We start from the raw sequence: 25,743 nt of genomic DNA, 5'->3' as shown, positions 1-25,743 counted from the left end.
CAAAAACATTCCACGGGCATGCTAGTTAGCCCAGGATAAGGTCGTGTCCTCAGGCCGCAATGACAGGTGGCGGACGGGCACGAACTGCCTCAGCACCAAAAACAAAAAGAAGGGACGCCGCTGCGGCGTCCCTTCTTGCATGTTCTCGATTGAATACAGCTTGCGTTACTTCGGCTGCTCGACAATCCGGAAATATGGCTTCGGCGACTTCCATCCCTTTGGGAACTTCTTGCGGGCTTCTTCCTCCGGAACCGCGGCCGAAAAGAACACATCGTCGCCTTGCTTCCAGTCCGACGGCGTCGAGACGCCGTGTTTGGCGGTGAGCTGCAAGGAGTCGATGACGCGCAGCACCTCCTGCCAGTTGCGGCCAGTGCTCATCGGATAAATGAGGACAATCTTGACCTGCTTGTCGGGACCGATCACGAAAATGTTGCGCACGGTCTGATTGTCGACAGGTGTCCGCTTGTTGACGTCGCCGAACGTGCTGGCGGGCAACATGCCGTAGAGCTTGGCGACCTTGAAATCGACATCCGCAATCAGCGGATAGTTCGGCGCAACACCCTGCGTCTCTTCGATGTCCTTGGACCAAAGGTGATGCTTGTCGGTTGGGTCAACGCTGATGCCGATCAGCTTGACGCCCCGCTTGTCGAACTCCGGCTTGAGCCGGGCGACGGCGCCGAGTTCGGTGGTGCAGACCGGCGTGAAGTCCTTGGGGTGCGAGAAAAACAACCCCCAGCTATCGCCGAGCCATTTGTGAAAGCTGATGTTGCCTTCAGTACTCTCGGCTTCAAAATCAGGGGCGGTCGAACCAATCGATAAGGTCATAAGTTCACGTCCTCGTGTCACAGTTAAACGGGGGTGGCGGGACTATAGGCTCGGGCTAGGCGAAACGGAACCGGTAATGAAAAAGGGCAATATCTTTTCTCTTGGCGAGCGTTGCGGAGCATCTTCCTGTCGACGACTGGCAGGTACAGCGAATTAAAGCCTACGAGATTGTGATCGCAGATGTCCCGATGTTGCCCCATCCGCGCCGGAAGGTGTTGCCATCGTCTTGAACCGGGGTCGCCATGGGGGCGACAACCTCATTGACCATCAAACGCGAGACATGGCGACAGATTGTTCGAATTTTAACGAACGATTCACGCCCTCATGAAATTGCTGATCTGATCCAGAAAAGAGAACCATTCCCATGCTTTCCGACCTGTCCGCCGCCGTCGCCCCTATCGATATTTTTGCCATTGCGAGTCGGAAGGACGTGGTGGCAGCGCTTGCAAAGGTCCGTAACGGGGTCATCACCGGGGAGGGGCCGACCGCCGGAGGCCGGGTTCATTTCTCCAGAATGCTTGATTCCACTGATACGTCTTGGTGTGTGCACCTTTTGACGGCTGCTGCCGTAGACAACCAGCCGGTAAGCCGGGAAGAGGCTGAAGCGTTATTTGAAATCAATGATGCCGCCACCGAGCGAAGCGATGACGGACGGTTCGACGATCTGTTCGCCAAAGCCATCGTCCACCACGCGGCGTCCGCATCAGGGCTTCCGGTGCCGGCGCGCCGCATCGCTTTGGCTCCGGATACCGATATCGAAAGCTGGGCGCCGACCCGGGCAGTGGGCGTCAACATTGAAGTGCTGGAATGGATTGCGAACCAGATGCGTGGCAAACGCCGCAGCAATCGTCAGTTGATGGCACTGGTCGCCAGCCTGATCGGCGCGGCGACCCTGCCGCTGGCGCACCTTCCAAACGTTCTCGACCTCGGCATGTAAGGGACGCGGAATTTACTAAATCGACGAACGGCGGGCTTCTTGCCCGCCTTTTTGTCGGGCGCTCCGGCTCGAGCAGCCACAACTGAAGCGGCTTAGCGAGGTCATAGGCAATCAGCGGAAAGGTGACATATCGAGGCTCCTCGATGTTCGCTCCTGCTGAAAAGTCTTTGCTGCTGTTTGATTTTTCTGTACGAGGAACATGACAGCGTCGTAGGCGGGACCGCGTACGCCGTGCTGAAGATTGGACCGCGCCCGAAGGTTGCAGGTCGCCAGGCATGTTCAAACGAATTCTGATCGCCAATCGCGGCGAGATCGCCTGCCGGATCATCAGATCGGCCCGCCGAATGGGCATCGAAACCGTTGCCGTGTACTCGGAGGCGGATCACGACGCGCTTCACGTCGTGATGGCCGACGAGGCCGTGCCGATCGGTCCCCCGCCGGCCGCCGAGAGTTATCTCGTGATTGAGAAAATCGTGGAAGCCTGCCGCAAGAGCGGCGCAGAGGCCGTCCATCCCGGATACGGGTTCCTGTCAGAGCGCGCGGAGTTCCCGCGAGCGCTGGCAGATGCCGGCGTCGTTTTCATTGGGCCCAATCCCGGCGCGATCGCCGCAATGGGCGACAAGATCGAATCCAAGAAGGCGGCGACCAAGGCCGGGGTCTCGACGGTGCCGGGCTTCCTAGGCGTGATCGAGGACGACAGGCACGCGGTGAAGATCGCCGGCGAGATCGGCTATCCAGTGATGATCAAGGCGTCGGCGGGCGGCGGAGGCAAGGGCATGCGCATTGCGCATTCGAGCGCCCAGGTCGTCGAGGGTTTTAATCTGGCGAAGACAGAGGCGAAAGCCTCGTTCGGAGACGACCGCGTCTTCATCGAGAAGTTTATCGTCGATCCCCGACATATCGAAATCCAGGTGCTCGGCGACAAGCATGGCAACGTGATCCATCTCGGCGAGCGCGAGTGCTCGATCCAGCGGCGAAATCAGAAAGTCATCGAGGAGGCGCCGTCGCCGCTGCTCGATGAAGTCACGCGGCGCAGGATGGGCGAGCAGGCCGTGGCGCTGGCCAAAGCTGTAAACTACGACTCGGCAGGCACGATCGAGTTTGTCGCCGGGCAGGACAAGAGCTTTTACTTCCTCGAGATGAATACACGGCTACAGGTCGAGCATCCAGTCACCGAACTGATTACCGGCATCGATCTGGTCGAGCAGATGATCCGCATTGCCGCAGGCGAAAAACTGCCGATAGCGCAGAAGGACGTGACGCTGACGGGATGGGCAATTGAGTCACGCGTCTATGCCGAAGACCCCTTCCGCAATTTTCTTCCTTCAATCGGACGCCTCGTCAAATATCGGCCGCCGGCGGAAGCGAGCCAAGGCAATGTCACCGTGCGCAACGACACCGGCGTGTGCGAGGGCGGCGAGATTACAGTTCATTACGATCCGATGATCGCCAAGCTCGTGACTCATGGGCCGTCCCGCGTCGCCGCCATCGAGGCGCATGCCCAGGCGCTGGATGCATTCTACATCGACGGCATCCGACACAACATTCCGTTTTTGTCGACCTTGATGGGTCACGCGCGTTGGCGCGCCGGTAATCTTTCGACCGGGTTCATCGCCGAGGAGTTTCCGAAAGGTTTCACCGCGCGCGCGCCGGAAGGCGAGATCGCGCGCAGGCTTGCGGCGGTAGCAGCTGCGATCGATCACGTGCTCGGCGAACGTAAGCGACGGATTTCCGGTCAGTTGAACGGTCGCCCGGTGACGAGGGAAGGCCGCCGCGCTGTCTGGCTCGACCGCGATGAAATCCTGCTCGATATCTCGCGTGACGGCGACACCATAATAGTTTGCTTCGTGGACGCGGGTGAGGGTGCCGGCAAAGCGCATCGATTGCTCTCACGATGGGTGCCTGGCCAGCCGGTCTGGCAGGGCACGCTCGACGGGCATCCGATCGCAGTACAGGTGAGGCCGATCGCGAACGGATTTCGGCTTGCGCATCAGGGCTGCGAAGTCGCGATCAATGTGTTTACCGAAACCGAGGCGGCAGCTGCGCGGCTTATGCCGGTGGTGTCGGCCGCTGATAACGGCAAAAAGCTGCTGTGCCCGATGCCGGGCCTCGTCGTCTCGATCGCCGTCACTGAAGGGCAGGAGGTCAAGGCGGGCGAGACCCTGGCGATTATTGAGGCGATGAAGATGCAGAACGTGCTGCGCGCCGAGCAAGACGGAACGGTCAAGGCGATTGCGGCCGTACCCGGAGCGACGCTGGCGGTGGATGCGCTCATCCTCGAATTCGCCTGAGGTTTCCCATGATGCCTAGATGCCCTGAAACTTGCGTGCCGTGCTTCCGCCCGGCGGCGCCCGACCGGAGTTCTGGATGGATGAGGTAGTTCGCCAGGTCGTGATCCGCGGTCGCGTTCAGGGCGTTGGTTTCCGCTACTGGACGATGCGCGAAGCAATCCGTCTCGGTGTTGGCGGCTGGGTACGAAACCGGCGTGACGGCAGCGTCGAGGCCTTGTTCGCAGGATCGGCCGAGGCTGTCGCGGAGATGACGGCGCGGTGCCAGAATGGCCCGGAATTTGCCCGCGTGGATGGGGTCGAAGATCAGGCGGTGACGGCGAACGCCTTGAAGATGATCCGGCCGGGCGAACGCTTCTCACAACTTCCGACGGCGTAGGCGAAGATACGCAACGAAAGCCGGCCTATCCACAGAACGGACTGTGATCGCGCGGCTTCGTGACGGTCAGGCTGTTGTTTCCGTGAGACGCAGTTCCGAAGACCCGAAGACTTCGCCGAAGGCACGCTTCAGGGCGTCATCGACGTCAGTCAACCCGACACGCAGACCAAGGTCTGCGAGGCTCGTCACGCCGTAACGCGGGTCGGTGACCCCGCAGGGCACGATGTCGGCGAAATGACTGAGATCGGGATCGACATTGAGCGAGACGCCGTGGAACGAGACCCAGCGGCGCAGCCGCACGCCTATCGCAGCGATCTTGTCTTCATGGCCCGGCCCCTTGTCCGGGCGCGCCACCCAAACGCCGACCCGTTCCTCGCGCCTTTCCCCCCTGACGCCGAAGGCGTCGAGCGTGCGGATGATCCATTCCTCCAGACTGGCGACGAACGCCCTCACGTCGGGCCGGCGGCGCTTCAAATCCAGCATGACATAGGCGACGCGCTGGCCGGGGCCATGATAGGTGATCTGGCCGCCACGGCCGGTCGCGAATAGCGGAAAGCGGGCTTTGACCAGATCGGCTTCGCGCCCGCTGGTGCCGGAGGTGTAAAGCGGCGGATGCTCCAGCAGCCAGACCTGCTCCGGAGCCTCACCCGAGGCAATCGCCGCGGCCCGCCTTTCCATGGCCTCTACAGCTTCCAGATAGGGCACGGGATGATCGGACTGTCGCCACTCCACAGGCTCGCGGGGCGAGGCGGCAAACAGCTTCAAATCGAGGGTTTGACGATCATTAACCATTGGCTAACCCTAACGTGGTGGTCTGGAGATGGTAGCAATCCGCACGGTTGGTGAGTCTGCATTTCGTGGCGACGCTCGATAAAGTATCTGTCGATCTCATGGTGGTGCTGGGGACCACGTCCATGCCCGTCCACCAGGTCATGCGTCTCAGCCGTGGCGCCATCATCGAGCTTGATGCCACCGAGCAAGACGAGGTCAAGATCCTGGCCAATAACTTGCCGATCGCCAGCGGTGTTGTGATGGTCAACCGGAACCGCATCGCAGTTGAAGTCAAACAGATGCTGCCTCGCACGCCAGACCGCCGATAAAGCTACTCCGATCAAAATTATGGAGCCCCGCTTTTCATTCTGTCAGAAGCGGAAGGGCTCGAAATCTGACATCTGGATCAAAAGAACGCAGAAACGTCCTGATGCCGCGCTTTCGGGCCTCGATCGGAAAAGGAACGTCTCGCTAGGCCTTGTCCCTCCACCATTGTTTTGTTAAATCGGCGCCATTGATGGTCAGGCGGTCAGCCTGAACCGACTTTTAAGCGCTCGTGGCGGAATTGGTAGACGCGCTGCCTTGAGGTGGCAGTGAAGAAATTCGTGAAGGTTCGAGTCCTTTCGAGCGCACCACCTGATAAGATGGATCGAATAACCGCCGCGGTGTCCCGATGCGCGCCTGCGGCGAGTCTTCCGTTTTTGATCCGCGAGAGCTTACTCCTGCCGAGCATCCCGGATCTCCGGGTCAACGGCATGTGAGGTTCTTTTAAGTTTCGGAGCCTGAGTGGCCGATTGGTATGTGCCCCGACTCGGGAAACCGTCTTCCTTTTTCAGTCAGAGACCAAGCGATGTGATTGGAAAAACCCGCGATGATCGACCGAGACTTGATCAAACCCAAAGCTTCCAGTTTATCCCGGATGACGATCGTGCTCCTGTCGCTAAGTTCGCAATGATCAGAAATGTGAAGTTTCTGCCGGTACCAGAATCCAATAAGCTCCCGAACGTATGCTTCTGATGGGCTTTTGAGGAGATGGCCATAGAGCCCGGCAAAAAGGTCGCCCAATAAAATCGGGTGCGAGACCTTGTCCGGTGTCCCTTCTTCCGTTCGATAGATAAGCAATTCCACCGCAACTGGGTCGGCCAGCCCATCTGGAGTCGAACGATGTGATGACTTGTCACTATCGAGATCGGCAAGCTTTTGACGCAGATCCGTATTCTCGATTCGCAGCTTTTCCAGCTCCTGGAGAAGCTTTGGATTGATGGCCTGATCACCACGTATCCAGCCAACACCAGGCTTCAAATTCACAGCCGTTGCGACGGCCATCACAACTTTCATGCAAAGGTCGTTTTCGTTGCTCCAGGATTCGACGATACGACCGGCCTTCAAACGAGCTTTGAAAGCATCCAGTCTTTCTTTTAGCGGTGCTTCTGATTCAGTACCGCACGCAATGCCGCCCGGGTTTTCCGGAAGGAACGCAAGTATCGGAATGCCTTTTGATTGCGTATATTCAAATGCGTTTTCCGTGAAAGTCAGTTCATCGCCGGACAGCGAGCTGTAACGGCGGCCGACGATCATGATATAATAATCGCTGCGATCAATGATCCGCTTGATATAGTCCAGTTGCTGTTGATCAGTTACTGGAAACGATTCCATGCCGGCGGGCATGTATCCTGCTTTTGCCAGCGTGTTGCTGACGGCCTGACGCTCGTCCTTCAAATCGGCGTCCGTCGAAGTAATGAAAATCTGAAAAACCCGATCCACTTGAACTTTTCCTCATCACCGGATTTGACCCTCGCTGCCGGCACCTGGATTCGTCAATCATCTGTCATGTGGCTGGGACAAGTGGAAGGCGTTTCGGGCACGTCGCGGCCAAGCCGATGTGAGTCTAAATCTTTGTTTACCAGACCAGAGCATTCGCGCTCACGGTTGGCCGCTGCTTTTAATCGAATAAAACACCGGATTTTAACCGTTGCTGCTCGGCAGAGTGGCGGGATGACGCTCGAGTGCTAGAATTGCAGGATGATCCGGCTTGTCTCAGTCGCCACCGTGATATCCATCTACCAGAAACCGGCGGGCACGGTGGACCCGAATGACAGCGCTCAAACCGATCTTTGGGCGAGCCGGCTGAATGTACCCCGCGAGAGGCTGCTGGAAGCCATTTCGGAGGTGGGGACCTCGCTGGCCGCCGTGCGGCACCGCCTCGAAAAATAGAGGCTCTCCGCCGGAATTTCGCCAATGCATCCACCATATATTGCCTGAACCTCGGAGCCGAGGCGCAACACCTTGGCCACCCTGATTCGATGTGCTATCTGGCGGAAGCCGCTTCGATCACGTGCTATTGCTGTTCGCACCCGTGCATTACGGCTGCGCTGCCGAGGGTATTCTGCATGGACTCTTCCGCCAAAACCGCCTCCGCCCCCGATCCTTTCTTTGCTTCCGCCCTGGCCGAGGCCGATCCGGAAATCGCCGCCGCGATCAAGGGCGAATTGGGCCGTCAGCGTCACGAGATCGAACTGATCGCGTCGGAAAACATCGTCAGCCGCGCGGTTCTGGAGGCGCAGGGCTCGGTGATGACCAACAAGTACGCGGAAGGCTATCCGAGCGCGCGTTATTACGGCGGATGTGAGTGGGTCGATGTCGCCGAAACGCTGGCGATCGAGCGCGCCAAAAAGCTGTTCGGCGCCCGGTTTGCCAACGTCCAGCCGAACTCGGGCAGCCAGATGAACCAGGCGGTCTTTCTGGCGCTCCTGCAGCCTGGCGACACTTTCATGGGGCTCGACCTCGCTGCCGGAGGCCACCTGACGCATGGCGCGCCGGTCAACATGTCCGGCAAGTGGTTCAAGGCCGCACACTACACCGTGCGGCGCGACGATCACCTGATCGATATGGACGAGGTGGCTCATCGCGCTGAGGAGGTGAAGCCGAAGCTGATCATCGCCGGCGGTTCGGCCTATTCGCGGCCATGGGATTTCAAGCGCTTTCGCGAGATCGCCGACAGCGTCGGAGCGTATTTGATGGTGGATATGGCGCACTTCGCCGGCCTCGTCGCCGGTGGCGTGCACGCCTCGCCAGTGCCGCACGCGCATGTGACAACGACCACCACCCACAAGTCGCTGCGCGGTCCGCGCGGCGGCCTGATCCTGTGCAATGATGAAGCGCTTGCCAAGAAGTTCAATTCGGCAATCTTCCCAGGCCTGCAGGGCGGCCCGCTGATGCATGTCATCGCCGCCAAGGCCGTGGCGTTCGGCGAGGCGTTGCGTCCGGACTTCAAGATCTACGCGAAGAACGTCGTCGAAAACGCTAAGGCGCTTGCCGAAAGCCTGCGTGGCCACGGCTTCGACATCGTTTCCGGAGGCACAGACAACCACCTGATGCTGGTGGACCTCAGGCCCAAGGGATTGAAGGGAAACATTTCGGAAAAGGCGCTCGTTCGCGCTGGGCTGACCTGCAACAAAAACGGCATTCCTTTCGATCCTGAAAAGCCATTCGTAACGTCGGGCCTGCGCCTCGGTACGCCGGCCACCACCACGCGCGGCTTCGGGGTGACCGAGTTCAAACAGGTCGGCGGCCTGATAGCGGAAGTACTCAAGGCCATTGCACAGTCGGAGGACGGCAAGGCGCCGCTGGTTGAGGCGGCCGTGAAGGAGAAGGTCAAGGCGTTGACGGATCGCTTTCCGATCTATCAGGACAGATGAACTCGCGTATGGATTTGGTGACGTTTTGAAAAGTCGCCCTCTGAATTGAATTAACTCACGCACTCATCTCCTTGAAAATGATAAATTAATAGGAGGTAAGAGTGCTAAGAAATCCGGCTTCGAACGGCCGTTTTCGACGATGTAAGGTGAGTTGAGAGATGCGCTGCCCGAGCTGCAATAGTTTGGATACGCAGGTCAAGGATTCCCGGCCGACCGAGGATTCGGCCGTTATCCGGCGCAGGCGGGTCTGCATGGCCTGCAATTTCCGCTTCACGACATTTGAGCGGGTGCAACTGCGCGAACTCACGGTTATCAAGCGCAACGGCCGGCGGGTACCGTTCGACCGCGACAAGCTGGTGCGTTCACTGCAAATCAGCTTGCGCAAGCGGCCGGTTGAACCCGAGCGGATCGAAACCATGGTCTCGGCCATCGTCCGCGAACTTGAGAGTGGCGGTGAGGCGGAAATTTCGTCCGAAACCATCGGCGAGATCGTAATGGAACACCTGCGAAGCCTCGACGATGTGGCTTATGTGCGCTTTGCCTCGGTCTACCGCAATTTCCGCGAGGCCAAGGATTTCGAGGCGGTATTGGGCGAACTTTCCAGCGAGGACGATACGCGGCGGGTACCGCTGCGCAAATGATCTTCCGCATTCTGGAAGAGCAGAACGGCGCTAACCTCCGGATGGAAAAGGCCACCGACTTGCATTTCATGCAATTGGCGCTTGCGCTGGGCCGTCGCAGCTTGGGCGCGAGCGCACCTAACCCGGCCGTGGGCGCCGTCATCGTGAAAGACGGGGTGATTGTCGGTCGCGGCTGGACCCAGCCTGGAGGCCGCCCGCACGCGGAGGCCGAGGCGCTGCGGCGGGCGGGAGACGCGGCACGAGGTGCAACCTTGTATGTCACGCTGGAGCCGTGTTCTCACGTTGGAAAAACGCCGCCATGCGCCGACGCGGTGATCGCAGCCGGCATTACGCGTGTTGTGTCCGCAATCGAGGACCCCACGCCCGAAGTCGCAGGGCAGGGTCATGCGCGGTTGCGGGCTGCCGGTATATCGGTGGATGTCGGACTTTGTGCGGCCGAAGCGGCTCACCATCATGCCGGGCATTTCCGGCGGGTCCGGGACAAACGCCCCCACGTCATTCTTAAACTCGCGGTGTCCAGCGACGGAAGGATTGCTGCCGCCGGAGGCGTACCGGTCGCGGTCACGGGCGAGGCAGCGAGGGCGCGGACGCATCTGCTGCGGGCCCAATGCAGCGCGATTCTGGTTGGCATCGGCACCGTTCTGGCTGACGATCCACTCCTGACCTGCCGGCTTCCCGGCATGGAAACGCGCTCGCCGCCGCGTGTGATCCTGGATCACGCGCTGCGCATCCCGGAAAGCAGCCGCCTTGTTCAGTCCGCGCGCGAAACTCCACTTTGGATCATGACCTCGGATTTTGCCGAAGCGTCAAGGGCGATGAAACTCGGCGCGGCTGGCGCGCACGTGATGCGTGTTCCGGTCGCGGCTGGAACGCCCGGGCTCGATCTCGTGGCGATTCTCCGCGCCCTCTCTGAAAGAGGGGTCAACCGGCTGATGATCGAAGGCGGAGCGCGTGTTGCGGCATCGTTTGTCGCGGCGGCGTTGGTTGACGAAGCGTGGTTGCTGCGCGGTCCAGATCCGATCGGCGACGACGGTGTGGCCGCCCTCGGGGCCTTGCCGCTAACCACCATTACCGGGTCACCGCAGTTCAAAATGCGTGCGAGCGAGACGTTGGATCAGGACGCTCTCGCGATTTACGAGCGTGTCTAAATGGAGTTACGTTCGGAGCGTCGCGCCGTCCTGGCGTCTGGCATCTACGTCTTTCAGTCGCCGCATGTGATGGTGGGGCATGACGAGCGAAGTGACGCCATTCTTTGAACCGAGCGGTCCTGCCATAACGCTCGGAAGTACTGGATTCGGAAGGTTCTGATGTTTACCGGCATAGTGACCGACGTCGGCGAGATCGAAAGTGTGACGCACACGGCGCAGAACCGGCTGCACCGAGTCCGCATCCTCTGCCACTATGATCAAACCACCATCGCAGATGGCGCCTCGATCGCTTGCAACGGCACGTGTCTGACAGTCGTTCTCTCCGGCGTCGCGGGGGGCCGGACCTGGTTCGACGTCGATGTCGGGACGGAGACGCTCGACGTGACGACCGCAAAGCACTGGACGGCGGGAACGCGGCTCAATCTCGAACGCGCGTTGAAGATCGGCGACGAGCTTGGCGGCCACATTGTCGCAGGTCATGTCGACGGAATCGCGACCATACTGACGCGCGACGACCAACACGGCATGGCGCGTTTTGAATTCTGCGCTACCCCGAATTTAGCACGTTTCATCGCCGCCAAGGGCTCGGTGACATTGGACGGCGTATCGCTGACGGTAAACAGCGTTCGGAAGGAGGCGTTCTCGGTGCTCACTATTCCGCGCACGCTCGACCTTACCACGCTGGGCAACTGGCGCCCGGACAGCGAGGTCAATATCGAGGTCGACCTGATGGCGCGTTACGCCGCGCGCCTGAGCGAGATGAAGTGCGCTTCATCGACGGAAATATGATACGCGGGCTGCGGGCCTCTTTGACAGAAAGAATACCGGGCGAGCCCGGCACGGCGAACCGGAGCATAAATGGCAGAGGCAAGGCACGCACCGTTGAAGGATCAAACAAGCGTCTCGGGCGCGTATGTCTTGATCGTAGAAGCGCGGTTCTACGACGATATCCAGGATGCGTTGCTCGAAGGAGCGGTCGCCGAATTGCGATCTGCCGGCGTCCGTTATGACGTCGTCACCGTTCCGGGCGCCCTGGAGATTCCTGCGGCCATTGTCTTTGCGCTTGATGCGGCAGAGCGGAGCGGCGCGCCTTACGATGCTGTGGTCGCACTCGGGTGCGTCGTGCGGGGCGATACCATCCATTTCGAGATTGTCTCGATGGAATCCTCGCGCGCGCTGATGGATCTGTCGATGCAACGGCGCGTACCCCTCGGCAATGGCATCATCACGGTCAACACCGACGCGCAAGCGTGGGCGAGGGCGAGGGCAGGCGAATTGAACAAGGGTGGCCATGCGGCGCAGGCGGCGTTGACAATGCTGCGGATTAAACGCCGATTGGCGAAGGCGTAGCGGAGCGATGGCGGACATCAAGGCAGGTATCGACAGGAAGGCAAACAGGCGCGGCGCGGCACGGCTCGCCGCGGTGCAGGCGCTGTATCAGATGGAGATCGGCGGAGCGGGCATTAACGATGTCTTTGCGGAGTTCGATAGCCACTGGCTCGGCAACGAAGTCGAAGGCGACAGATATCTTCCTGCGGAGGCTGCCTTCTTTCGAGACGTGGTGGCAGGCGTGGTTCGCGATCAGGTCAGGATCGACCCATTGATCGACGATGCGCTGTCGAAGAGTTGGCCGCTGAAGCGGATCGCGGCGATCCTGCGCGCGGTGCTCCGCGCCGGTTCATACGAACTGGAGCATCGCATAGATATCCCGGCGCGGGTCGTAGTATCCGAATATGTCGATGTCGCACACGCTTTCGTCGAAAATGATGAAGCTGGCATGGTCAATGCGGTGCTTGACCAGATCGCACGCCATTTCCGCACCGCCGAGTTTACTCGCTGACGCCTATTCCGCTACGGCTGCGCATGAACCCTGACGGGTCGAAATATGTCGGTTGAGGACGATCTAATCGCTCGCTACTTCAAGCCGATCGCGACCAATCCGGGTGCGTTGGGGCTCACTGACGATGCGGCTGTCTTGCGAGGCGGCACCGACGATCTCGTGGTCACAACCGATGCTATTGTCGAAGGTGTACATTTTCGGAGCAGCGATCCGCCTAAAACGGTCGCCAAGAAAGCGTTGCGTGTCAACCTGTCCGATCTCACCGCCAAAGGTGCGACGCCCGCCGGATTCGTTCTGACTCTGGCGTTGCGTGAGCCGGATGAGAGATGGCTCTCGGCCTTCGCGAGCGGGCTTGCCGAAGACGCCATCACCTTTGATTGTCCGTTGCTCGGCGGCGATACCGTCGCCACTCCGGGGCCGCTGACGATGTCCATCACTGCGTTCGGTCGCGCGCCGGTTGGTGGAATGATCTTGCGTAGCCGCGCGCAGCCCGGTGACCGTATCGTCGTCTCCGGCACGATCGGCGACGCCGCACTCGGGCTCGCCGTTCTCTCAGGCAACGTGACGGTCGACGACGCCGCGATTCGTGAGTCGTTGATCGACCGGTATCGGGTCCCGCAACCCCGCATCCCTCTCGCAGAGGCTGTCCGCCACTATGCGCGGGCGGCGATGGATGTTTCCGATGGTCTAGCTGGTGACCTCGCAAAACTTTGCATCGCGTCCGGAGTTTCGGCAATCATCGATGCAGCAGCCATTCCGCTCTCTGAATCTGCACGCGGACTGATAGAGCAGGGGCAGACGAGTTTCGTCTCCGCTGTGAGCGGCGGCGACGATTACGAGGTTTTGTGTACGATCGCGAAGGATCGCTGGGACAACTTCGCGCGGGCGGCACGAAACGTTGGCGTCGCCGTAACTCCGATCGGAGAAATCATCGCGGGCAACGCAGCTCCGAAATGGCTCGATACAAAAGGCGAGGATGTCGCGCTTCCGCGGCTTTCCTACAGCCATTTCTGAATAGTGACGACAGCCAGCCCCACTGCATACTAAAACGCCCGGCCTGGCCGGGCGTCTTGCCGTTGAAAAGAAGGCTCGTTTAGGTTCCGCTGCCGAACCGACGAGACCACCACCCCGCACGTCGCGGTCGGGTTTCGTCCGATACTTCCGGAGGAGACTGTTGCGATTCCGGTGTCGCTGCTTCCGGATGGCTTTGAATGACGGGAACGGCAGGCGATGCTTCTTGCGAGGCGAAGCTCACCTTTTCCCGTACGGTCGAGCGACGGCAAACGGCCTTCTCGGATTCCGAAACGGTATCGCTCCTGGCCTCAGCCGTGCGGATTGTCGGTTCTGCGGTGTGCTGTTGCGGCTGAGTTTCAGCTTCGGCCGGGCTGGTCTGCGTTTCTGGCGCTATCGACACAGAATCGAAGTCCGCAACGGCCTCGACGGCTTCTGATGCTGACGGAGGGGTCAACTCGTCGGAAATCGAGTCGACAGGACTCGCACCGTTGCTACCCCGGCGCCGACGACCACCGCGACGCCCACGACGACGCGGTCGCCGTTCATCTCCGTCCGGCGACTGATCGGCTCGCACCTCGCTGCCCTGCGCCGAAGAGTCCTCTCCATCATTTTCGACGTCGTCCTCGGTCATAAAGCGTGCCGCGGCGAAATCGGCGGCAATCTGGACGCTGTCCGGACCGTCAACCGTTTGCGGAGGCTGATTGTCGCTCGTTTCGCCAGAGCGTTCACGCCGGGGCCGACGTCGCCTGCGCTTGCGGCCGTCACCCTCGGTTTCACCGCCCGCCTGTTCATCGGCGCGAGTCTCGGCGTCGTTGACCTCGATCTCCGTTTCCACATCGACCGGCTGCTCGTCTTGATGGACCTCTTCGGCCTGCGGCGGGTCTATGGCGAGTTGCGTGGCCAGCAGCGCTTTTGCCGCCTCCAGAGTATGCACCTGCTCACCGCGATCAATGACGAAGGATTGTTGACCCGCGAGCGAGGGGTCGGCGACCAGGGAGAGACCAACTTTGAAGCTGTGTTCGAGGGCGCGCAGATGTCCTCGCTTCTGATTGAGCACATACAACGCAACGTTAATGCGCGTCCGCACGACAAGGTTGTGCGTCGCGCCTTTTATCAGAACTTCCTCAAGGCTGCGCAACAACTGCAACGCCACCGACGGAACCGAGCGGACATGGCCGGTGCCGCCGCAGTGCGAGCAAGGCTCTGTCGAACTTTCCAGCATACTGGCGCGGATTCGCTGGCGCGACATTTCCAGAAGACCGAAGTGCGAAATGCGGCCGACCTGGATGCGCGCGCGATCGTGGCGCAGACACTCGCTCAGCTTGCGCTCCACCGCGCGGTTGCTTCGCTTCTCGTCCATGTCGATGAAATCGATGACGATCAGACCGGCAAGATCACGCAGTCGCAACTGTCGGGCGACTTCCTCGGCAGCTTCCAGATTGGTCTTAAGCGCCGTATCCTTGATGTGATGTTCACGGGTCGAGCGACCTGAGTTGACATCGATCGATACCAGCGCTTCGGTTTGGTTGATGACGATGTATCCACCGGAGCGAAGCTGCACCGTCGGCAGGAACATCGCGTCCAGTTGGCTCTCGACGCCCATCCGCGAAAACAATGGCTGGCAGTCGCGATACTGCTTCACTGCCCGGACGTTGGATGGCATCAGCATCTTCATGAAATCGCGCGCTTCATGATAGCCGGCTTCACCGGCCACCTGGATTTCGTCGATTTCCTTGCTGTAGAGATCGCGGAGGGAACGCTTGATCAGCGAGCCTTCCTCGTAAACAAGTGTCGGAGCCTGGGACCGCAGGGTCATATCTCTTACGGTTTCCCACATGCGGATCAGATACTCGAAATCGCGCTTGATCTCCGGCTTGGTGCGCGAAGCGCCCGCGGTGCGCAGGATGACTCCCATTCCTTCGGGGACATCGAGATCCTGCACCACCTCCTTCAGGCGCGAACGGTCTTGCGCCGAGGTGATCTTGCGGCTGATGCCGCCGCCGCGGGCTGTATTGGGCATCAGCACCGCATACCGGCCGGCCAGAGATAGATAGGTCGTCAGCGCGGCGCCCTTGTTGCCGCGCTCCTCCTTGACCACCTGGACCAGCATGACCTGGCGACGCTTGATGACTTCCTGGATTTTGTACTGACGGCGCGGCCGGTAACCCCGCTCCGGCACCTCCTCGAGAGCATCATCGCCGCCGACGGATTCAACCTGCTCCTCTTCTTCTTCGTCATCGTCACTATCGTCATCTTCCGTGCGATCTTCGACGCGAGCTTCGTCCCCATGGAAACCGACCTCATGAGGATGGCCGCCGGCATAGTCACCACTCTCACGATCGTAAACTTCATTGCGCGCTTCATCAGCGGAAACGGCCGGTCCGGTGTGATCGTTTTGAGCGTTATCGTCAGCAAGCGGTTCGACGCTGGTCGCGTGACCCGGTGCTATCGGGGCCGGGTCTTCATCCGATGAGGCCGCGACCAGGTCCTCACTAGAGCCCTCCTGAATTTCGTCGCGATGCTCGCGGACCACATCGTCGGAGTCGAGCGCGCCAGCGAAGTCATGCGACTCCTGTAAGTTGTCGGCGCTGTTTAGAGAGCTTGATCCAATGTCGTGCGCAGGTGCGCGTGCGTGATCGCGCTGTATGGCGTCGTCGGCTCCGTCATCCGCGTCGGGATGATCATGATGTTGCCCGAGTTGATCGCCCACTGCTGTTTCATCAGACGACGAGTCAGACTGTGTCGCGTCTATCCCCGTGACCTCCTGATCCCCATCCTCGACGATGGCGCTTTGCACGCGTTCGCCGTGATCGCGCCGACGTGCGTTGCGATGCCGCGAACGGCGGCGGTTGGGGCGATCTTCGGGTTCTTCCTCTGCCTCGCGATGAGCGCGCTCGTCGGCTTCGATCAACGCCTGCCGGTCGGCGACCGGAATTTGATAATAGTCCGGATGAATTTCGCTGAACGCCAGGAAACCGTGCCGATTTCCTCCGTATTCGATAAACGCGGCTTGCAGCGAAGGCTCAACCCGGGTGACCTTGGCCAAATAGATGTTGCCACGCAGTTGTTTGCGTTGAGCTGATTCGAAATCAAATTCCTCGACGCGGTTGCCGCGGACCACCACCACCCGGGTTTCTTCCGGGTGGGTGGCGTCGATCAACATTTTGTTGGGTTTGTTGGACATTTTGAAGCTCTTGGGGGCGGAGGGCGCATGGCACGGCGCGCGCATCTCGCGCGGCCGGGTAACGCAACGGTCCACCTGATTCGGGGGTGAGGGGAAGGCTGCGACGCGATCTGGAACGCCGTGCCGACCCTGATCCCGACGAGACGCCATGCGCGAAGTTTTCACTTCGCCTCGGTGCGGTCTTTGCGGAAAAAATGGTCAGCTTTTCAGTATGGCGCATCAGGCGTCAGCCCGTCTGAACAGGTTGGCGGCAAAAACACCGCCGCGTATCTATCTCGCTGCCGGACCGACGCGGCGCCAAAGCACCTTGTCGGTTGTCGTACCGCGTGGCCACAGGCCGGGACAATCGGTTACGACCTCTCCAAGCTGCCCCCAGGTGCAAATGGTAACCTGGGACCGGATCCCTCCCAAACCTGAAAAACACCTCTTCAATTCGGCCGCGCGCTGCGCTGGCTGTGTGGAGGGATCAGGAAACGCCGGAACTTCGAACAATCTGAAGCCCTAACGCTGCACCGGGAAGCTGAACGCGACACAACCGTGAGTTTAACCGTCAGCATTAACTTACATACGTGGATTGCCTGTCGCTTGCAAGGGACCGCGTCGTCATCCGGAGCAATAACGGGGTATCGGATTAAGTCCGGATTAACCGTACTGTATCTATTGTGATTAAAAGCAGCTCGGAGGCATGGGTTCGTTGGCGGGCCGCGCAAATCTGCGAATCGTCTGGCTATGCGCCATAGCGATACTGGCTCCCGGCGCGGCTTCGTTTGCCGCCGGGAACGAACCCGTCCGCCTGGAGATCGCCGGTGATTTTCCGGTCGCATCCGAAGTGCGACTCGCGGGCGATCTGAATCAGACCCGCTTCATTCTCGATCTCGACAAGAAGATCGATATTCACGCCTTTTTGCTCACTGATCCTTATCGGGCCGTCATCGATATTCCCCAGGTCAGTTTTCGCCTTGCGCCCAAAGCCGGGGAAACCGGACGCGGCCTGATCAAGGCGTTCCGCTACGGTCTGGTTATGCCGGGCGGATCGCGGATTGTCTTCGATCTCGCAGGACCTGCGAAAATCCAGAAAGCTTACGTGCTCGACGCCGCGAACGGTCAGCCCTCCCGCCTGGTCGTCGAACTGGAGGCCGTCGAACGTGCTGCATTCAACGGCCTATTGGCGAGATCGAGCAGCCCAGAACCGGCGAAGGATGCCGATTCTTCAGGGTCCATCCCAGGTACGCCTGGCCTGACCGGGCTCGCGGACGGGCGCCTAGTGGTTGTAATCGATCCCGGCCATGGCGGAATTGATAATGGAACCCACGCTTCAACCGGAGAGGCCGAAAAAGATCTGGTGCTGGCATTTGCGTCAGCGTTGCGCGACCGCATAGAGCAGGGCGGTAAATATCGCGTTGTCATGACGCGGACGAACGACACCTTCGTGCCACTGGCCGATCGCTTGCGCATCGCCCGCAACAACCGCGCTGCATTATTCGTGTCGATTCATGCGGACGCTTTGCCGCGCCACGAGGGTGATGCACAAGGCGCAACGATATACACACTGTCGGACAAGGCGTCGGACCGCGAAGCGGAACGACTGGCCGAAGCCGAAAACAAGGCGGATGCCATCGGCGGTGTCGATCTGACCGAGGAGCCGACCGAGGTGGCCGATATCCTGATCGATCTTGCGCAACGGGAAACACGCACGTTTTCCAATCGCTTCGCCCAGTTATTGATGAGTGAGATGAAAACCTCCGCGCGGATGCATAAGCACCCGCTGAAGTCAGCCGGATTCAGGGTGCTGAAGGCTCCCGATGTGCCGTCGGTGCTGGTTGAACTCGGTTACGTTTCGAACAAGGCAGATCTTCGCCAAATGGCGTCGGAAGAGTGGCGTTCCAGGACTGTCCGTTCGGTCACGAAGGCCGTCGAGACGTTCCTTGCAAAAAGAATGGTGTCAGTCGCTCCGGCCGACTGAGGCGAAAAGTGGCGCGCTAAAGGTTAGAAGCCCTAGTTTGGCCACAGCCGCCGCCCTATAGAAAAGTCGTCGTAAGTTCGCAGAATCGGTCAGAACCGGCATACTCATCCGGCGGATGCTTCGACCAACGAAAGCGTCCGCCCGGCGACAAGGCTTGCAGCCGATATCGTCAAGCCCCGGCAACGAAACGGACATTCAACAATGCGCTTGCTGCTGCGATTCACGGGCTTTCTGTTTGCAGCGGGAACCATCCTGTTTCTGGTCGGGGTCGCGGCAGTAGCGGGATTGATCTGGCATTTTTCCAAGGATCTGCCGGACTATTCGCAGCTTCAGAATTATGAGCCACCCGTGATGACGCGTGTCCATGCGTCCGATGGTTCGCTGCTCGGCGAATACGCGAAGGAGCGGCGGCTCTACCTGCCGATACAGGCAGTGCCGAAGTTGGTCATCAACGCGTTTTTGGCTGCGGAGGACAAGAATTTCTATGAACATGGCGGCATCGATTATCAAGGGATGCTGCGTGCGGCGCTGCTTTATGCTCAGAATTACGGTAGCAACAGGAGACCGCAGGGTGCCTCCACGATCACCCAACAGGTTGCCAAAAACTTTCTTCTGACCAATGAAGTTTCCTTTGCCCGCAAGATCAAGGAAGCGTTGCTGGCGATGCGCATCGAGCGCACTTATTCCAAGGACAAGATCCTCGAGCTGTATCTGAACGAGATTTACCTCGGTCTTGGCGCCTACGGCATCGCGGCTGCTTCGCTCGTGTACTTCGACAAGTCAGTCAATGAATTGACCGTTGCCGAAGCTGCATATCTCGCGGCTCTACCCAAGGCGCCCTCGACGCTGCACCCCGTCAAGAACCGAGACCGCGCGATCGAACGACGCGACTATGTCATCGACCGGTTGCTGGAAAACGGCTGGGTCAACCAGGCCGACGCGGAAAAAGCTCGCAAGCAGCCGCTGATCGTCACGAGCCGAACCAACCTGGCGCATACTTTCGCCGGCGAATATTTCGCTGAGGAGGTACGGCGCGACCTGTTCGAACGCTATGGCGAAAAGAAGCTCTACGAAGGGGGGTTGTCGGTCCGGACGACGCTCGACCCGGAATTGCAGGTGATAGCGCGCAAGACCATGGCAAATGGCCTCGTCACGTATGACGAGGCTCAGGGCTGGCGCGGTGCGCTAAGCAAGCTCGACATCTCCGGCGATTGGGGCGTGAAGCTCGCCGAGGTCAAATCACTCTCCGATATCTCCCCGTGGCGATTGGCGGTCGTGCTCGAGTCCGACGACAAGTCCGCGCGGATCGGCTTTCAGCCCGGGCGCGAACTTGGCGGCGCCGTAAGCAAAAAGCGGCAAACGGGCCTGATTACGCTTGAAGGGGTAAAGTGGGCCAAGGGTGCATCCGGGTCGATGCGAGGCCGTACGCCGACGAAAGTGTCACAAGTGCTTTCGCCCGGTGACGTGATCTATGCCGACCCCCTGATTGCAAAGGACGGCAAGATCGTCGAGGGGGAGTACCGACTGCGCCAATTGCCCGAAGTATCCGGCGCGATGGTGGCGATGGATCCGCGGACCGGCCGTGTGCTGGCAATGGTCGGCGGCTTTTCCTTCGATCAAAGCCAGTTCAATCGCGCCACGCAGGCCTACCGGCAGCCTGGATCCTCATTCAAGCCGCTCGTCTATTCCTCCGCGCTCGACAACGGCTACACGCCTTCGACAGTCGTGGTCGATGCGCCGATCGAGATCGATCAGGGGCATGGCTCAGGCGTTTGGCGTCCAGAAAACTACTCGAAAGAAAAATATTACGGACCACAAACGCTTCGAAATGCGCTGCGGCTCTCGCTCAACACCGTCACGGTCCGTTTGGCGCAGGATATCGGCATGCCGCTGATAGGCGAATATGCAAAGCGCTTCGGGGTTTACGACGAGCTGCCGAACTATCTGTCCTACGCACTGGGAGCAGGCGAGACCACGGTTCTGCGCATGGTGACGGCGTATTCGATGTTCGATAATGGCGGCAGGCGGGTGAAGCCTACCCTGATCGATCGCATTCAGGATCGCTACGGTCACACCATGTACAAGCACGACACGCGGGAGTGTGGCGGCTGCGACGCGCCGGAAGGCTGGAAGAACCAGTCTGAGCCTCAGTTGATCGACCACCGCGAGCAGGTGCTGGATGCAATGACGGCTTATCAGATCACCTCAATGATGGAGGGCGTGGTGCAGGCCGGCACCGCTACGGTCATGCGCGATCTGGGCAAGCCGATCGCCGGTAAAACCGGCACCACCAACGACCAGAAGGATGCCTGGTTCATTGGATTCTCACCTGATCTCGTCGTCGGCATCTACGTCGGGTACGACAAGCCGCGCAATCTCGGCCGTCAAGCGACGGGCGGACATCTGGCGGCTCCGATCGCACATGATTTCATGAAGGTTGCGCTTGCTGACAAGCCCGCTACTCCGTTCCGCATTCCTGCCGGCATCAAGCTGGTTCGCGTCGATTCCAAGACGGGTATGCGCGCAGGGCCAGGTAGTAGCGGCAAGACGATCCTTGAGGCTTTCAAGCCTGGCACTGCGCCTCCCGACAATTACTCTGTGATCGGTGTGGCTGATGCAAACGGACGCGAGCCACAGCCGCTGCCCGACGCCGACCGCAGCTTGTTCCGGCCCGGCACCGGAGGACTTTACTAGAATCTTTCGCCGCCTCGCGGAAACGGTGAACAACTCCATCTTTTTGATTTGGCGCGTTTTCTTCACGCGAACCGGATTCCACTTGGCTCAATAGCGCTATAGCGTCCGGTTCAACTGTGTTGGACCGGCTCCAGCCTTATTGTTTTGATGAGTACGATCCCGTTTCAACTTTTGCTCGCGCAGTCTTTCCGGTTTGTTCATGCTCTACACGATTGCGCTTTGCGACCTTCGCAGCTAAATCACCAGCCATTGTTGATGGTGTGAGCCGCAGAGAAAGCCATGCGCGCTGAAATCGAAAGACTTGTCGAAGAGATCAAGCAGTCGGTCGGGCTGCTGAGGAGGCATCTTTGACGTCGAGACATCGACCGCGCGTCTGGCGGAGCTGAACAAGCTCGCCGAGGATCCAGACCTCTGGAACGATCCCCAGAAGGCCCAGAAACTGATGCAGGAGCGAACCTCCCTGGAGGATTCGCTGACCGGTATCGGCAACGTCGAGCGTGAGCTCGAGGACCAGATCGGCATGATTGAACTCGGCGAGGCCGAGAATGATCAGGCCGTCGTCAACGAATCCGAAAACGCCCTGAAGACCCTCAAGAAGGAGGTCGCCCGCCGCGAGCTCGAAGCCTTGCTTTCGGGAGAGGCGGATCGCTTCGATACCTATCTCGAGGTTCATGCCGGCGCGGGCGGTACCGAAAGCCAGGACTGGGCGCAGATGCTTCTGCGCATGTATGCACGCTGGGCGGAGAAGCGCGGTTTCAAGATCGAGTATCTGGAAGAAACGCCTGGCGAAGAGGCTGGTATCAAATCAGCGACGATCCAGGTTAGCGGGCACAACGCCTATGGCTGGCTCAAGACCGAAGCAGGCGTGCATCGTCTCGTGAGAATTTCCCCGTTTGATTCCAATGCGAGGCGCCATACGTCGTTTTCAAGCATAGCGATCTTCCCGGTTGTGGACGACAGCATCAAGATCGACATCAAGGAATCGGACGTCCGCACCGATACCATGCGCTCCGGCGGAGCGGGTGGACAGCATGTCAACAAGACTGAATCGGCGGTGCGGCTGACACACGTCCCGACTGGGGTCGCGGTGGTTTGTCAGGCCGGGCGTTCACAGCACAAGAATCGCGCGCAGGCCTGGGACATGCTGCGGGCGAGACTCTACGAGATCGAACTCAAGAAGCGGGAAGAGCAGGCCGCCGCTGATCAGGCCGCCAAGACCGACATCGGCTGGGGCCATCAGATCAGATCGTACGTCTTGCAGCCCTACCAGATGGTGAAGGATCTCCGAACGGGCGTGCAAACGTCAGACACTTCGGGCGTGCTCGATGGCGACCTCGACGAATTCATGGCAGCGACGCTGGCCCAGAGAGCTTTTGGTAGCACGCCCGGTGCCATTGAAGACGTCGATTAATGCATTTCCGAGCGAAGCATGTTCTCGGGTTTGACCCGAGGATTGATACCGGTTCGCGTGAAGAAAACGCGCAGGAGTGATCGTTGGCGCGCCGCATAATTGCTGCACCGTTTCGCTCTTGTCGCTCGGTGCCTCGGCTGACCTGAGCCAAGCCACCGGATCAGACGACGTGGTCGTCGACAAAATTCTCGTCAAAACCGTGCATACGAAAGGCCCATTGGAGGCCGACTACACCGCCCTTGATAGGCTGAATCAGCCATAGCGCCATGAGCAGCGTCATAGGCAAATAGATCGCCCATTGAACCGCCAGCGGCGGCGAAAACTCCTTCTCGATCAGCAACGCAAGCGGTACCACGATGTGGCCGACGACGACGATGACAAGATAGGCGGGCAGGTCGTCTGCACGATGCGGGGTGAAATCAAGTCCGCATTCCGAACACTTGTCGGCGGTTTTCAGGAAGGCACGAAAAAGTTTGCCTTCGCCGCATCTTGGGCAACGGCAGAAAAAGCCGCGCCTCACCGCGGCCCAGGCGTCGCGCTTCTCGCCTTCCCGGGTCCAGGTTTTGGCGGCTGTGCTCGCAGGATCTGGAGGAAGCGCCGTCATGATTTGCCCTTCTTCGGTTTGCCAGCCTTGCTCTTGCCCGGCTTGCGCGACGTCTTGCGCGGTTTGTGGCCTGGATGGCCCTTCAATTGGACTTCAGGATGACGCGCGTCCCGACCACGCTGCGCCTTTGTTTTCCGTCCACCGCGCGCGCGGAGGGAGCGCGACCCTACCTGAGCTCCGGACAAGAGTTCGAAACGCAGAGCGCCAGCCAAGGGTACAGCTTCTACCAAACGAACCTCGACCACGTCACCCAGCTTGTGCATGGAACCGCTGCGCGAACCGACCAGTGCATGGCGGGTCTCGTCGTACTTGAAGTATTCGGTGCCCAACGAGCGGATCGGGATCAGCCCATCGGCGCCCGTATCGGTCAGTTTCACGAAAAGGCCGGCGCGGGTCACACCGGAAATACGGGCCTCGAAAATATTACCGATGCGATCGGCAAGAAAATGCGCGATCAGGCGGTCGGCGGTCTCGCGTTCAGCCTTCATGGCGCGACGCTCGGTAACGGAAATACGCGCCGCGATTTCAGCCAGCGTCTCGGCGTTCTCGGAACCCGGCAATGCGCCGTCGCCAAGGCCCAGCGCCCGGATCAGGGCGCGGTGCACGATCAGGTCTGCGTATCGCCTGATCGGGGATGTGAAATGCGCGTAGCGCCGTAGGTTGAGACCGAAGTGGCCATAGTTTTCCGCCGAATATTCAGCCTGCGCCTGCGAACGAAGAACCACTTCGTTCACCAGCGACTCCGAGTCATGGCCTTTAACGTGGTCGAGTACCCGATTGAACAGCTCAGGTCTCAGCGCGCCGCTCTTGGCGAAGGACAGATCAAGCGTTCTCAGAAATTCACGAAGGTTGTGAACTTTCTCTACCGTCGGTTCGTCATGAACACGATAAATCAGCGGCAGTTCTTTCTTTTCCAGCGTCTCGGCTGCGGCGACATTTGCAAGGATCATGAACTCCTCGATGAGTCGATGCGCCTCGAGTCGGTCCGGTACGATCACACGATCGACCGTTCCGTCATTCTTCAGCAAAATCTTGCGCTCGGGTAATTCAAGATCGAGCGGATCGCGCTCATCACGCGCCCGCTTCACCAGCGCATAGGCTGCATAGAGCGGTTTCAGGATCGGTTCGAGCAGGGAGCCGGTGATGTCATCGGGGTTGCCGTCGATCGCGGCTTGTACCTGCGCATAATTCAGCTTTGCCGCCGAGCGCATCAGGATGCGATGAAAGGTGTGCGAACGTTTGCGGCCGTCGGGACCAATCACCATGCGTACAGCAAGCGCGCCGCGCTCTTTGCCCGGGATCAGGGAGCAAAGATCATTAGAAATTCGCTCCGGCAGCATCGGGACCACGCGATCGGGGAAATAGACCGAATTCCCGCGCTTCAGCGCATCATGATCCAGCGCCGATTCAACCCGCACATAGTAAGCAACGTCGGCAATGGCGACGGTGACGATGGCACCGCCCTTGTTGTTTGGATCGTCGTCTGGCGTGGCGTGAACCGCGTCGTCGTGATCTTTCGCATCGGGCGGATCGATGGTGACGAGCGATAGCTGGCGCCAGTCTTCGCGTCCTCGTGGCGTTACGAGCTTCGCAGCGTCTGCTTCGCGGAGCGCAGCCGGCGAGAACGCTTGAGGGATGTCATGAGCGTGGATCGCGATCAGACTGACGGCCTTTTCGGTCGCGAGCGAACCAAGCCGCTCTTTCACCTTGCCTGAAGCAAGTCCGAAACCGCGAGTACGCACGAGCTCGACACTAACGAGATCGCCGTCCTTCGCGCCGGCGCTGTCGGCTTCCGCGATGTTCAATTCGCGACCGGCCTGCTTCTTGTCGACCGGCACGAGGCGTCCACCGCCTTGGGGCAAGGCGCGATAGACGCCAAGTATACGCGCACGGGTGTTATCGATCACCCTGATGACACGAGCACGATAGCGTGCGGATTCGGTGGGCTCCATCGCTTCGATGCGCAGTAGCGCGCGGTCGCCGACACCAGCCACCGTGCCGGGCTTCGCGCGGCGCGGCACATGGATGAGGATCTTCGGTGCGGGCGTCGTTTCCTCGTCCCATTCGGTAGGTGTGGCGATCAGTTCGCCGTCGCTATCGCGTCCCGTAATATCTGCCATCAGCGTCGGCGGCAGCGTTTCCGGCTGACGCAGCTTGCGGCCCCGTTTAACGATCGTGCCGTCGTCCGCGAGATCGCGCAGGATCTGCTTGAGTTCGGCGCGATCGGCATTCTTCAAGCCGAACTCGTGCGCGATCTCGCGCGTCCCCGCCCGGCCGGGGTGTGCACGGATGAAGGCGACGATGGTCTCGCGATCCGGAAAATCCCTGGCGCGCGGTTTGCTCACG

Annotated in this window: 21 protein-coding genes and 1 tRNA gene; 16 read left to right on the top strand and 6 right to left on the bottom strand. The window is 59.9% G+C overall.

The window, feature by feature from the left end; all coding sequences use genetic code 11:
- Nucleotides 1–165: 165 nt before the first annotated feature.
- On the bottom strand, nucleotides 166–825 hold the full coding sequence (locus ACM561_RS09075; RefSeq protein ID WP_425909570.1) for a peroxiredoxin: 660 nt from the start codon (nucleotides 823–825) through the stop codon (nucleotides 166–168).
- A gap of 364 nt (nucleotides 826–1,189) precedes the next feature.
- On the opposite strand from ACM561_RS09075, the gene ACM561_RS09070 reads away from it, so the two are divergent.
- The 3 genes from ACM561_RS09070 (at nucleotide 1,190) to ACM561_RS09060 (ending at nucleotide 4,429) form a co-directional block, all read left to right on the top strand.
- Complete coding sequence (locus ACM561_RS09070; protein WP_425909569.1) at nucleotides 1,190–1,762, top strand: hypothetical protein; 573 nt, start codon at nucleotides 1,190–1,192, stop codon at nucleotides 1,760–1,762.
- Nucleotides 1,763–2,037: 275 nt separating this feature from the next.
- Nucleotides 2,038–4,053: an acetyl-CoA carboxylase biotin carboxylase subunit gene (locus tag ACM561_RS09065; RefSeq protein ID WP_425909567.1), complete on the top strand. Its 2,016-nt coding sequence runs from the start codon at nucleotides 2,038–2,040 to the stop codon at nucleotides 4,051–4,053.
- Nucleotides 4,054–4,129: 76 nt separating this feature from the next.
- Nucleotides 4,130–4,429 (top strand): acylphosphatase, encoded by a 300-nt coding sequence (locus tag ACM561_RS09060; RefSeq protein ID WP_425909565.1) that lies wholly within the window; start codon nucleotides 4,130–4,132, stop codon nucleotides 4,427–4,429.
- A 66-nt stretch (nucleotides 4,430–4,495) separates the two neighbouring features.
- Here the strand turns inward: ACM561_RS09060 and lipB are convergent, their stop codons facing one another.
- A complete protein-coding gene (gene lipB, locus ACM561_RS09055) occupies nucleotides 4,496–5,221 on the bottom strand; it encodes a lipoyl(octanoyl) transferase LipB (protein WP_425909564.1) in 726 nt (241 codons plus the stop codon).
- 65 nt (nucleotides 5,222–5,286) lie between these two features.
- Here lipB and ACM561_RS09050 point away from each other — a divergent pair, with 65 nt between their 5' ends.
- Both ACM561_RS09050 and ACM561_RS09045 read left to right on the top strand, forming a co-directional pair.
- Complete coding sequence (locus tag ACM561_RS09050; protein ID WP_079446861.1) at nucleotides 5,287–5,529, top strand: FliM/FliN family flagellar motor switch protein; 243 nt, start codon at nucleotides 5,287–5,289, stop codon at nucleotides 5,527–5,529.
- Nucleotides 5,530–5,750: 221 nt separating this feature from the next.
- Nucleotides 5,751–5,835: transfer RNA gene (locus ACM561_RS09045), tRNA-Leu, on the top strand.
- A 133-nt stretch (nucleotides 5,836–5,968) separates the two neighbouring features.
- Here ACM561_RS09045 and ACM561_RS09040 read toward each other — a convergent pair.
- Nucleotides 5,969–6,964, bottom strand: coding sequence for a DUF4062 domain-containing protein (locus tag ACM561_RS09040; RefSeq protein ID WP_425909562.1), 996 nt, complete (start codon nucleotides 6,962–6,964; stop codon nucleotides 5,969–5,971).
- Between the two features lie 258 nt (nucleotides 6,965–7,222).
- On the opposite strand from ACM561_RS09040, the gene ACM561_RS09035 reads away from it, so the two are divergent.
- The 8 genes from ACM561_RS09035 (at nucleotide 7,223) to thiL (ending at nucleotide 13,541) form a co-directional block, all read left to right on the top strand.
- The gene (locus ACM561_RS09035; protein WP_425909561.1) at nucleotides 7,223–7,414 is read left to right on the top strand and encodes a DUF3606 domain-containing protein; all 192 of its coding nucleotides are present in this window, start codon (nucleotides 7,223–7,225) and stop codon (nucleotides 7,412–7,414) included.
- A 176-nt stretch (nucleotides 7,415–7,590) separates the two neighbouring features.
- Nucleotides 7,591–8,898, top strand: coding sequence for a serine hydroxymethyltransferase (gene glyA / locus ACM561_RS09030; RefSeq protein WP_425909559.1), 1,308 nt, complete (start codon nucleotides 7,591–7,593; stop codon nucleotides 8,896–8,898).
- A 158-nt stretch (nucleotides 8,899–9,056) separates the two neighbouring features.
- Nucleotides 9,057–9,539: a transcriptional regulator NrdR gene (nrdR, locus tag ACM561_RS09025; protein WP_425909557.1), complete on the top strand. Its 483-nt coding sequence runs from the start codon at nucleotides 9,057–9,059 to the stop codon at nucleotides 9,537–9,539.
- Nucleotides 9,536–10,687 carry a bifunctional diaminohydroxyphosphoribosylaminopyrimidine deaminase/5-amino-6-(5-phosphoribosylamino)uracil reductase RibD gene (gene ribD, locus ACM561_RS09020; protein WP_425909556.1) on the top strand — a complete coding sequence of 384 codons (1,152 nt, stop codon included), beginning with the start codon at nucleotides 9,536–9,538 and terminating at the stop codon, nucleotides 10,685–10,687. The genes nrdR and ribD overlap by 4 nt, the downstream gene beginning before the upstream one ends.
- A gap of 159 nt (nucleotides 10,688–10,846) precedes the next feature.
- Nucleotides 10,847–11,476, top strand: a complete 630-nt coding sequence (locus tag ACM561_RS09015) for a riboflavin synthase (RefSeq protein WP_425909554.1) — start codon at nucleotides 10,847–10,849, stop codon at nucleotides 11,474–11,476.
- 69 nt (nucleotides 11,477–11,545) lie between these two features.
- Entirely contained in the window at nucleotides 11,546–12,037 is a 492-nt protein-coding gene (ribH, locus tag ACM561_RS09010) for a 6,7-dimethyl-8-ribityllumazine synthase (protein ID WP_425909552.1), read from the top strand.
- 7 nt (nucleotides 12,038–12,044) lie between these two features.
- Nucleotides 12,045–12,527, top strand: a complete 483-nt coding sequence (nusB, locus tag ACM561_RS09005) for a transcription antitermination factor NusB (RefSeq protein WP_425909550.1) — start codon at nucleotides 12,045–12,047, stop codon at nucleotides 12,525–12,527.
- 45 nt (nucleotides 12,528–12,572) lie between these two features.
- Nucleotides 12,573–13,541, top strand: a complete 969-nt coding sequence (thiL, locus tag ACM561_RS09000; RefSeq protein WP_425909548.1) for a thiamine-phosphate kinase — start codon at nucleotides 12,573–12,575, stop codon at nucleotides 13,539–13,541.
- 79 nt (nucleotides 13,542–13,620) lie between these two features.
- Here thiL and ACM561_RS08995 read toward each other — a convergent pair whose 3' ends face one another.
- Nucleotides 13,621–16,725 carry an Rne/Rng family ribonuclease gene (locus ACM561_RS08995; RefSeq protein ID WP_425909546.1) on the bottom strand — a complete coding sequence of 1,035 codons (3,105 nt, stop codon included), beginning with the start codon at nucleotides 16,723–16,725 and terminating at the stop codon, nucleotides 13,621–13,623.
- Between the two features lie 694 nt (nucleotides 16,726–17,419).
- Between ACM561_RS08995 and ACM561_RS08990 the strand changes: the two genes are divergently transcribed.
- The 3 genes from ACM561_RS08990 (at nucleotide 17,420) to prfB (ending at nucleotide 22,793) form a co-directional block, all read left to right on the top strand.
- Nucleotides 17,420–18,688 carry an N-acetylmuramoyl-L-alanine amidase gene (locus tag ACM561_RS08990; RefSeq protein ID WP_425909689.1) on the top strand — a complete coding sequence of 423 codons (1,269 nt, stop codon included), beginning with the start codon at nucleotides 17,420–17,422 and terminating at the stop codon, nucleotides 18,686–18,688.
- A 201-nt stretch (nucleotides 18,689–18,889) separates the two neighbouring features.
- Nucleotides 18,890–21,382, top strand: coding sequence for a penicillin-binding protein 1A (locus tag ACM561_RS08985; protein WP_425909544.1), 2,493 nt, complete (start codon nucleotides 18,890–18,892; stop codon nucleotides 21,380–21,382).
- A gap of 279 nt (nucleotides 21,383–21,661) precedes the next feature.
- A protein-coding gene (gene prfB, locus ACM561_RS08980; protein WP_139372876.1) for a peptide chain release factor 2 occupies nucleotides 21,662–22,793 on the top strand; the annotation gives its coding sequence in 2 pieces (ribosomal slippage) (nucleotides 21,662–21,730 and nucleotides 21,732–22,793; 1,131 coding nt in all).
- 160 nt (nucleotides 22,794–22,953) lie between these two features.
- Here the strand turns inward: prfB and ACM561_RS08975 are convergent.
- Together ACM561_RS08975 and rnr are read right to left on the bottom strand one after the other, a co-directional pair.
- Nucleotides 22,954–23,397: a DUF983 domain-containing protein gene (locus ACM561_RS08975; protein ID WP_425909543.1), complete on the bottom strand. Its 444-nt coding sequence runs from the start codon at nucleotides 23,395–23,397 to the stop codon at nucleotides 22,954–22,956.
- Nucleotides 23,394–25,742, bottom strand: a complete 2,349-nt coding sequence (gene rnr / locus ACM561_RS08970; protein WP_425909541.1) for a ribonuclease R — start codon at nucleotides 25,740–25,742, stop codon at nucleotides 23,394–23,396. The genes ACM561_RS08975 and rnr overlap by 4 nt, the downstream gene beginning before the upstream one ends.
- Nucleotide 25,743: the final 1 nt, after the last annotated feature.

This window comes from Nitrobacter sp. TKz-YC02 (assembly GCF_049852135.1).
GTDB classification, from domain to species: Bacteria; Pseudomonadota; Alphaproteobacteria; order Rhizobiales; family Xanthobacteraceae; genus Nitrobacter; species Nitrobacter vulgaris.
This window is presented reverse-complemented; position numbering and strand designations above follow the sequence as displayed.

Excerpts from the sequence above, each read along its gene's own strand:
- nusB (WP_425909550.1), top strand. The coding sequence starts at position 12,045 with ATGGCGGACATCAAGGCAGGTATCGACAGGAAGGCAAACAGGCGCGGC.
- ACM561_RS09060 (WP_425909565.1), top strand. The coding sequence starts at position 4,130 with ATGGATGAGGTAGTTCGCCAGGTCGTGATCCGCGGTCGCGTTCAGGGC.
- lipB (WP_425909564.1), bottom strand. The coding sequence starts at position 5,221 with ATGGTTAATGATCGTCAAACCCTCGATTTGAAGCTGTTTGCCGCCTCG.
- ribH (WP_425909552.1), top strand. The coding sequence starts at position 11,546 with ATGGCAGAGGCAAGGCACGCACCGTTGAAGGATCAAACAAGCGTCTCG.
- nrdR (WP_425909557.1), top strand. The coding sequence starts at position 9,057 with ATGCGCTGCCCGAGCTGCAATAGTTTGGATACGCAGGTCAAGGATTCC.
- thiL (WP_425909548.1), top strand. The coding sequence starts at position 12,573 with ATGTCGGTTGAGGACGATCTAATCGCTCGCTACTTCAAGCCGATCGCG.
- ACM561_RS09065 (WP_425909567.1), top strand. The coding sequence starts at position 2,038 with ATGTTCAAACGAATTCTGATCGCCAATCGCGGCGAGATCGCCTGCCGG.
- ACM561_RS09035 (WP_425909561.1), top strand. The coding sequence starts at position 7,223 with ATGATCCGGCTTGTCTCAGTCGCCACCGTGATATCCATCTACCAGAAA.
- ACM561_RS08995 (WP_425909546.1), bottom strand. The coding sequence starts at position 16,725 with ATGTCCAACAAACCCAACAAAATGTTGATCGACGCCACCCACCCGGAA.
- ribD (WP_425909556.1), top strand. The coding sequence starts at position 9,536 with ATGATCTTCCGCATTCTGGAAGAGCAGAACGGCGCTAACCTCCGGATG.
- ACM561_RS08975 (WP_425909543.1), bottom strand. The coding sequence starts at position 23,397 with ATGACGGCGCTTCCTCCAGATCCTGCGAGCACAGCCGCCAAAACCTGG.
- glyA (WP_425909559.1), top strand. The coding sequence starts at position 7,591 with ATGGACTCTTCCGCCAAAACCGCCTCCGCCCCCGATCCTTTCTTTGCT.
- ACM561_RS09015 (WP_425909554.1), top strand. The coding sequence starts at position 10,847 with ATGTTTACCGGCATAGTGACCGACGTCGGCGAGATCGAAAGTGTGACG.
- ACM561_RS09070 (WP_425909569.1), top strand. The coding sequence starts at position 1,190 with ATGCTTTCCGACCTGTCCGCCGCCGTCGCCCCTATCGATATTTTTGCC.
- ACM561_RS08985 (WP_425909544.1), top strand. The coding sequence starts at position 18,890 with ATGCGCTTGCTGCTGCGATTCACGGGCTTTCTGTTTGCAGCGGGAACC.
- ACM561_RS09075 (WP_425909570.1), bottom strand. The coding sequence starts at position 825 with ATGACCTTATCGATTGGTTCGACCGCCCCTGATTTTGAAGCCGAGAGT.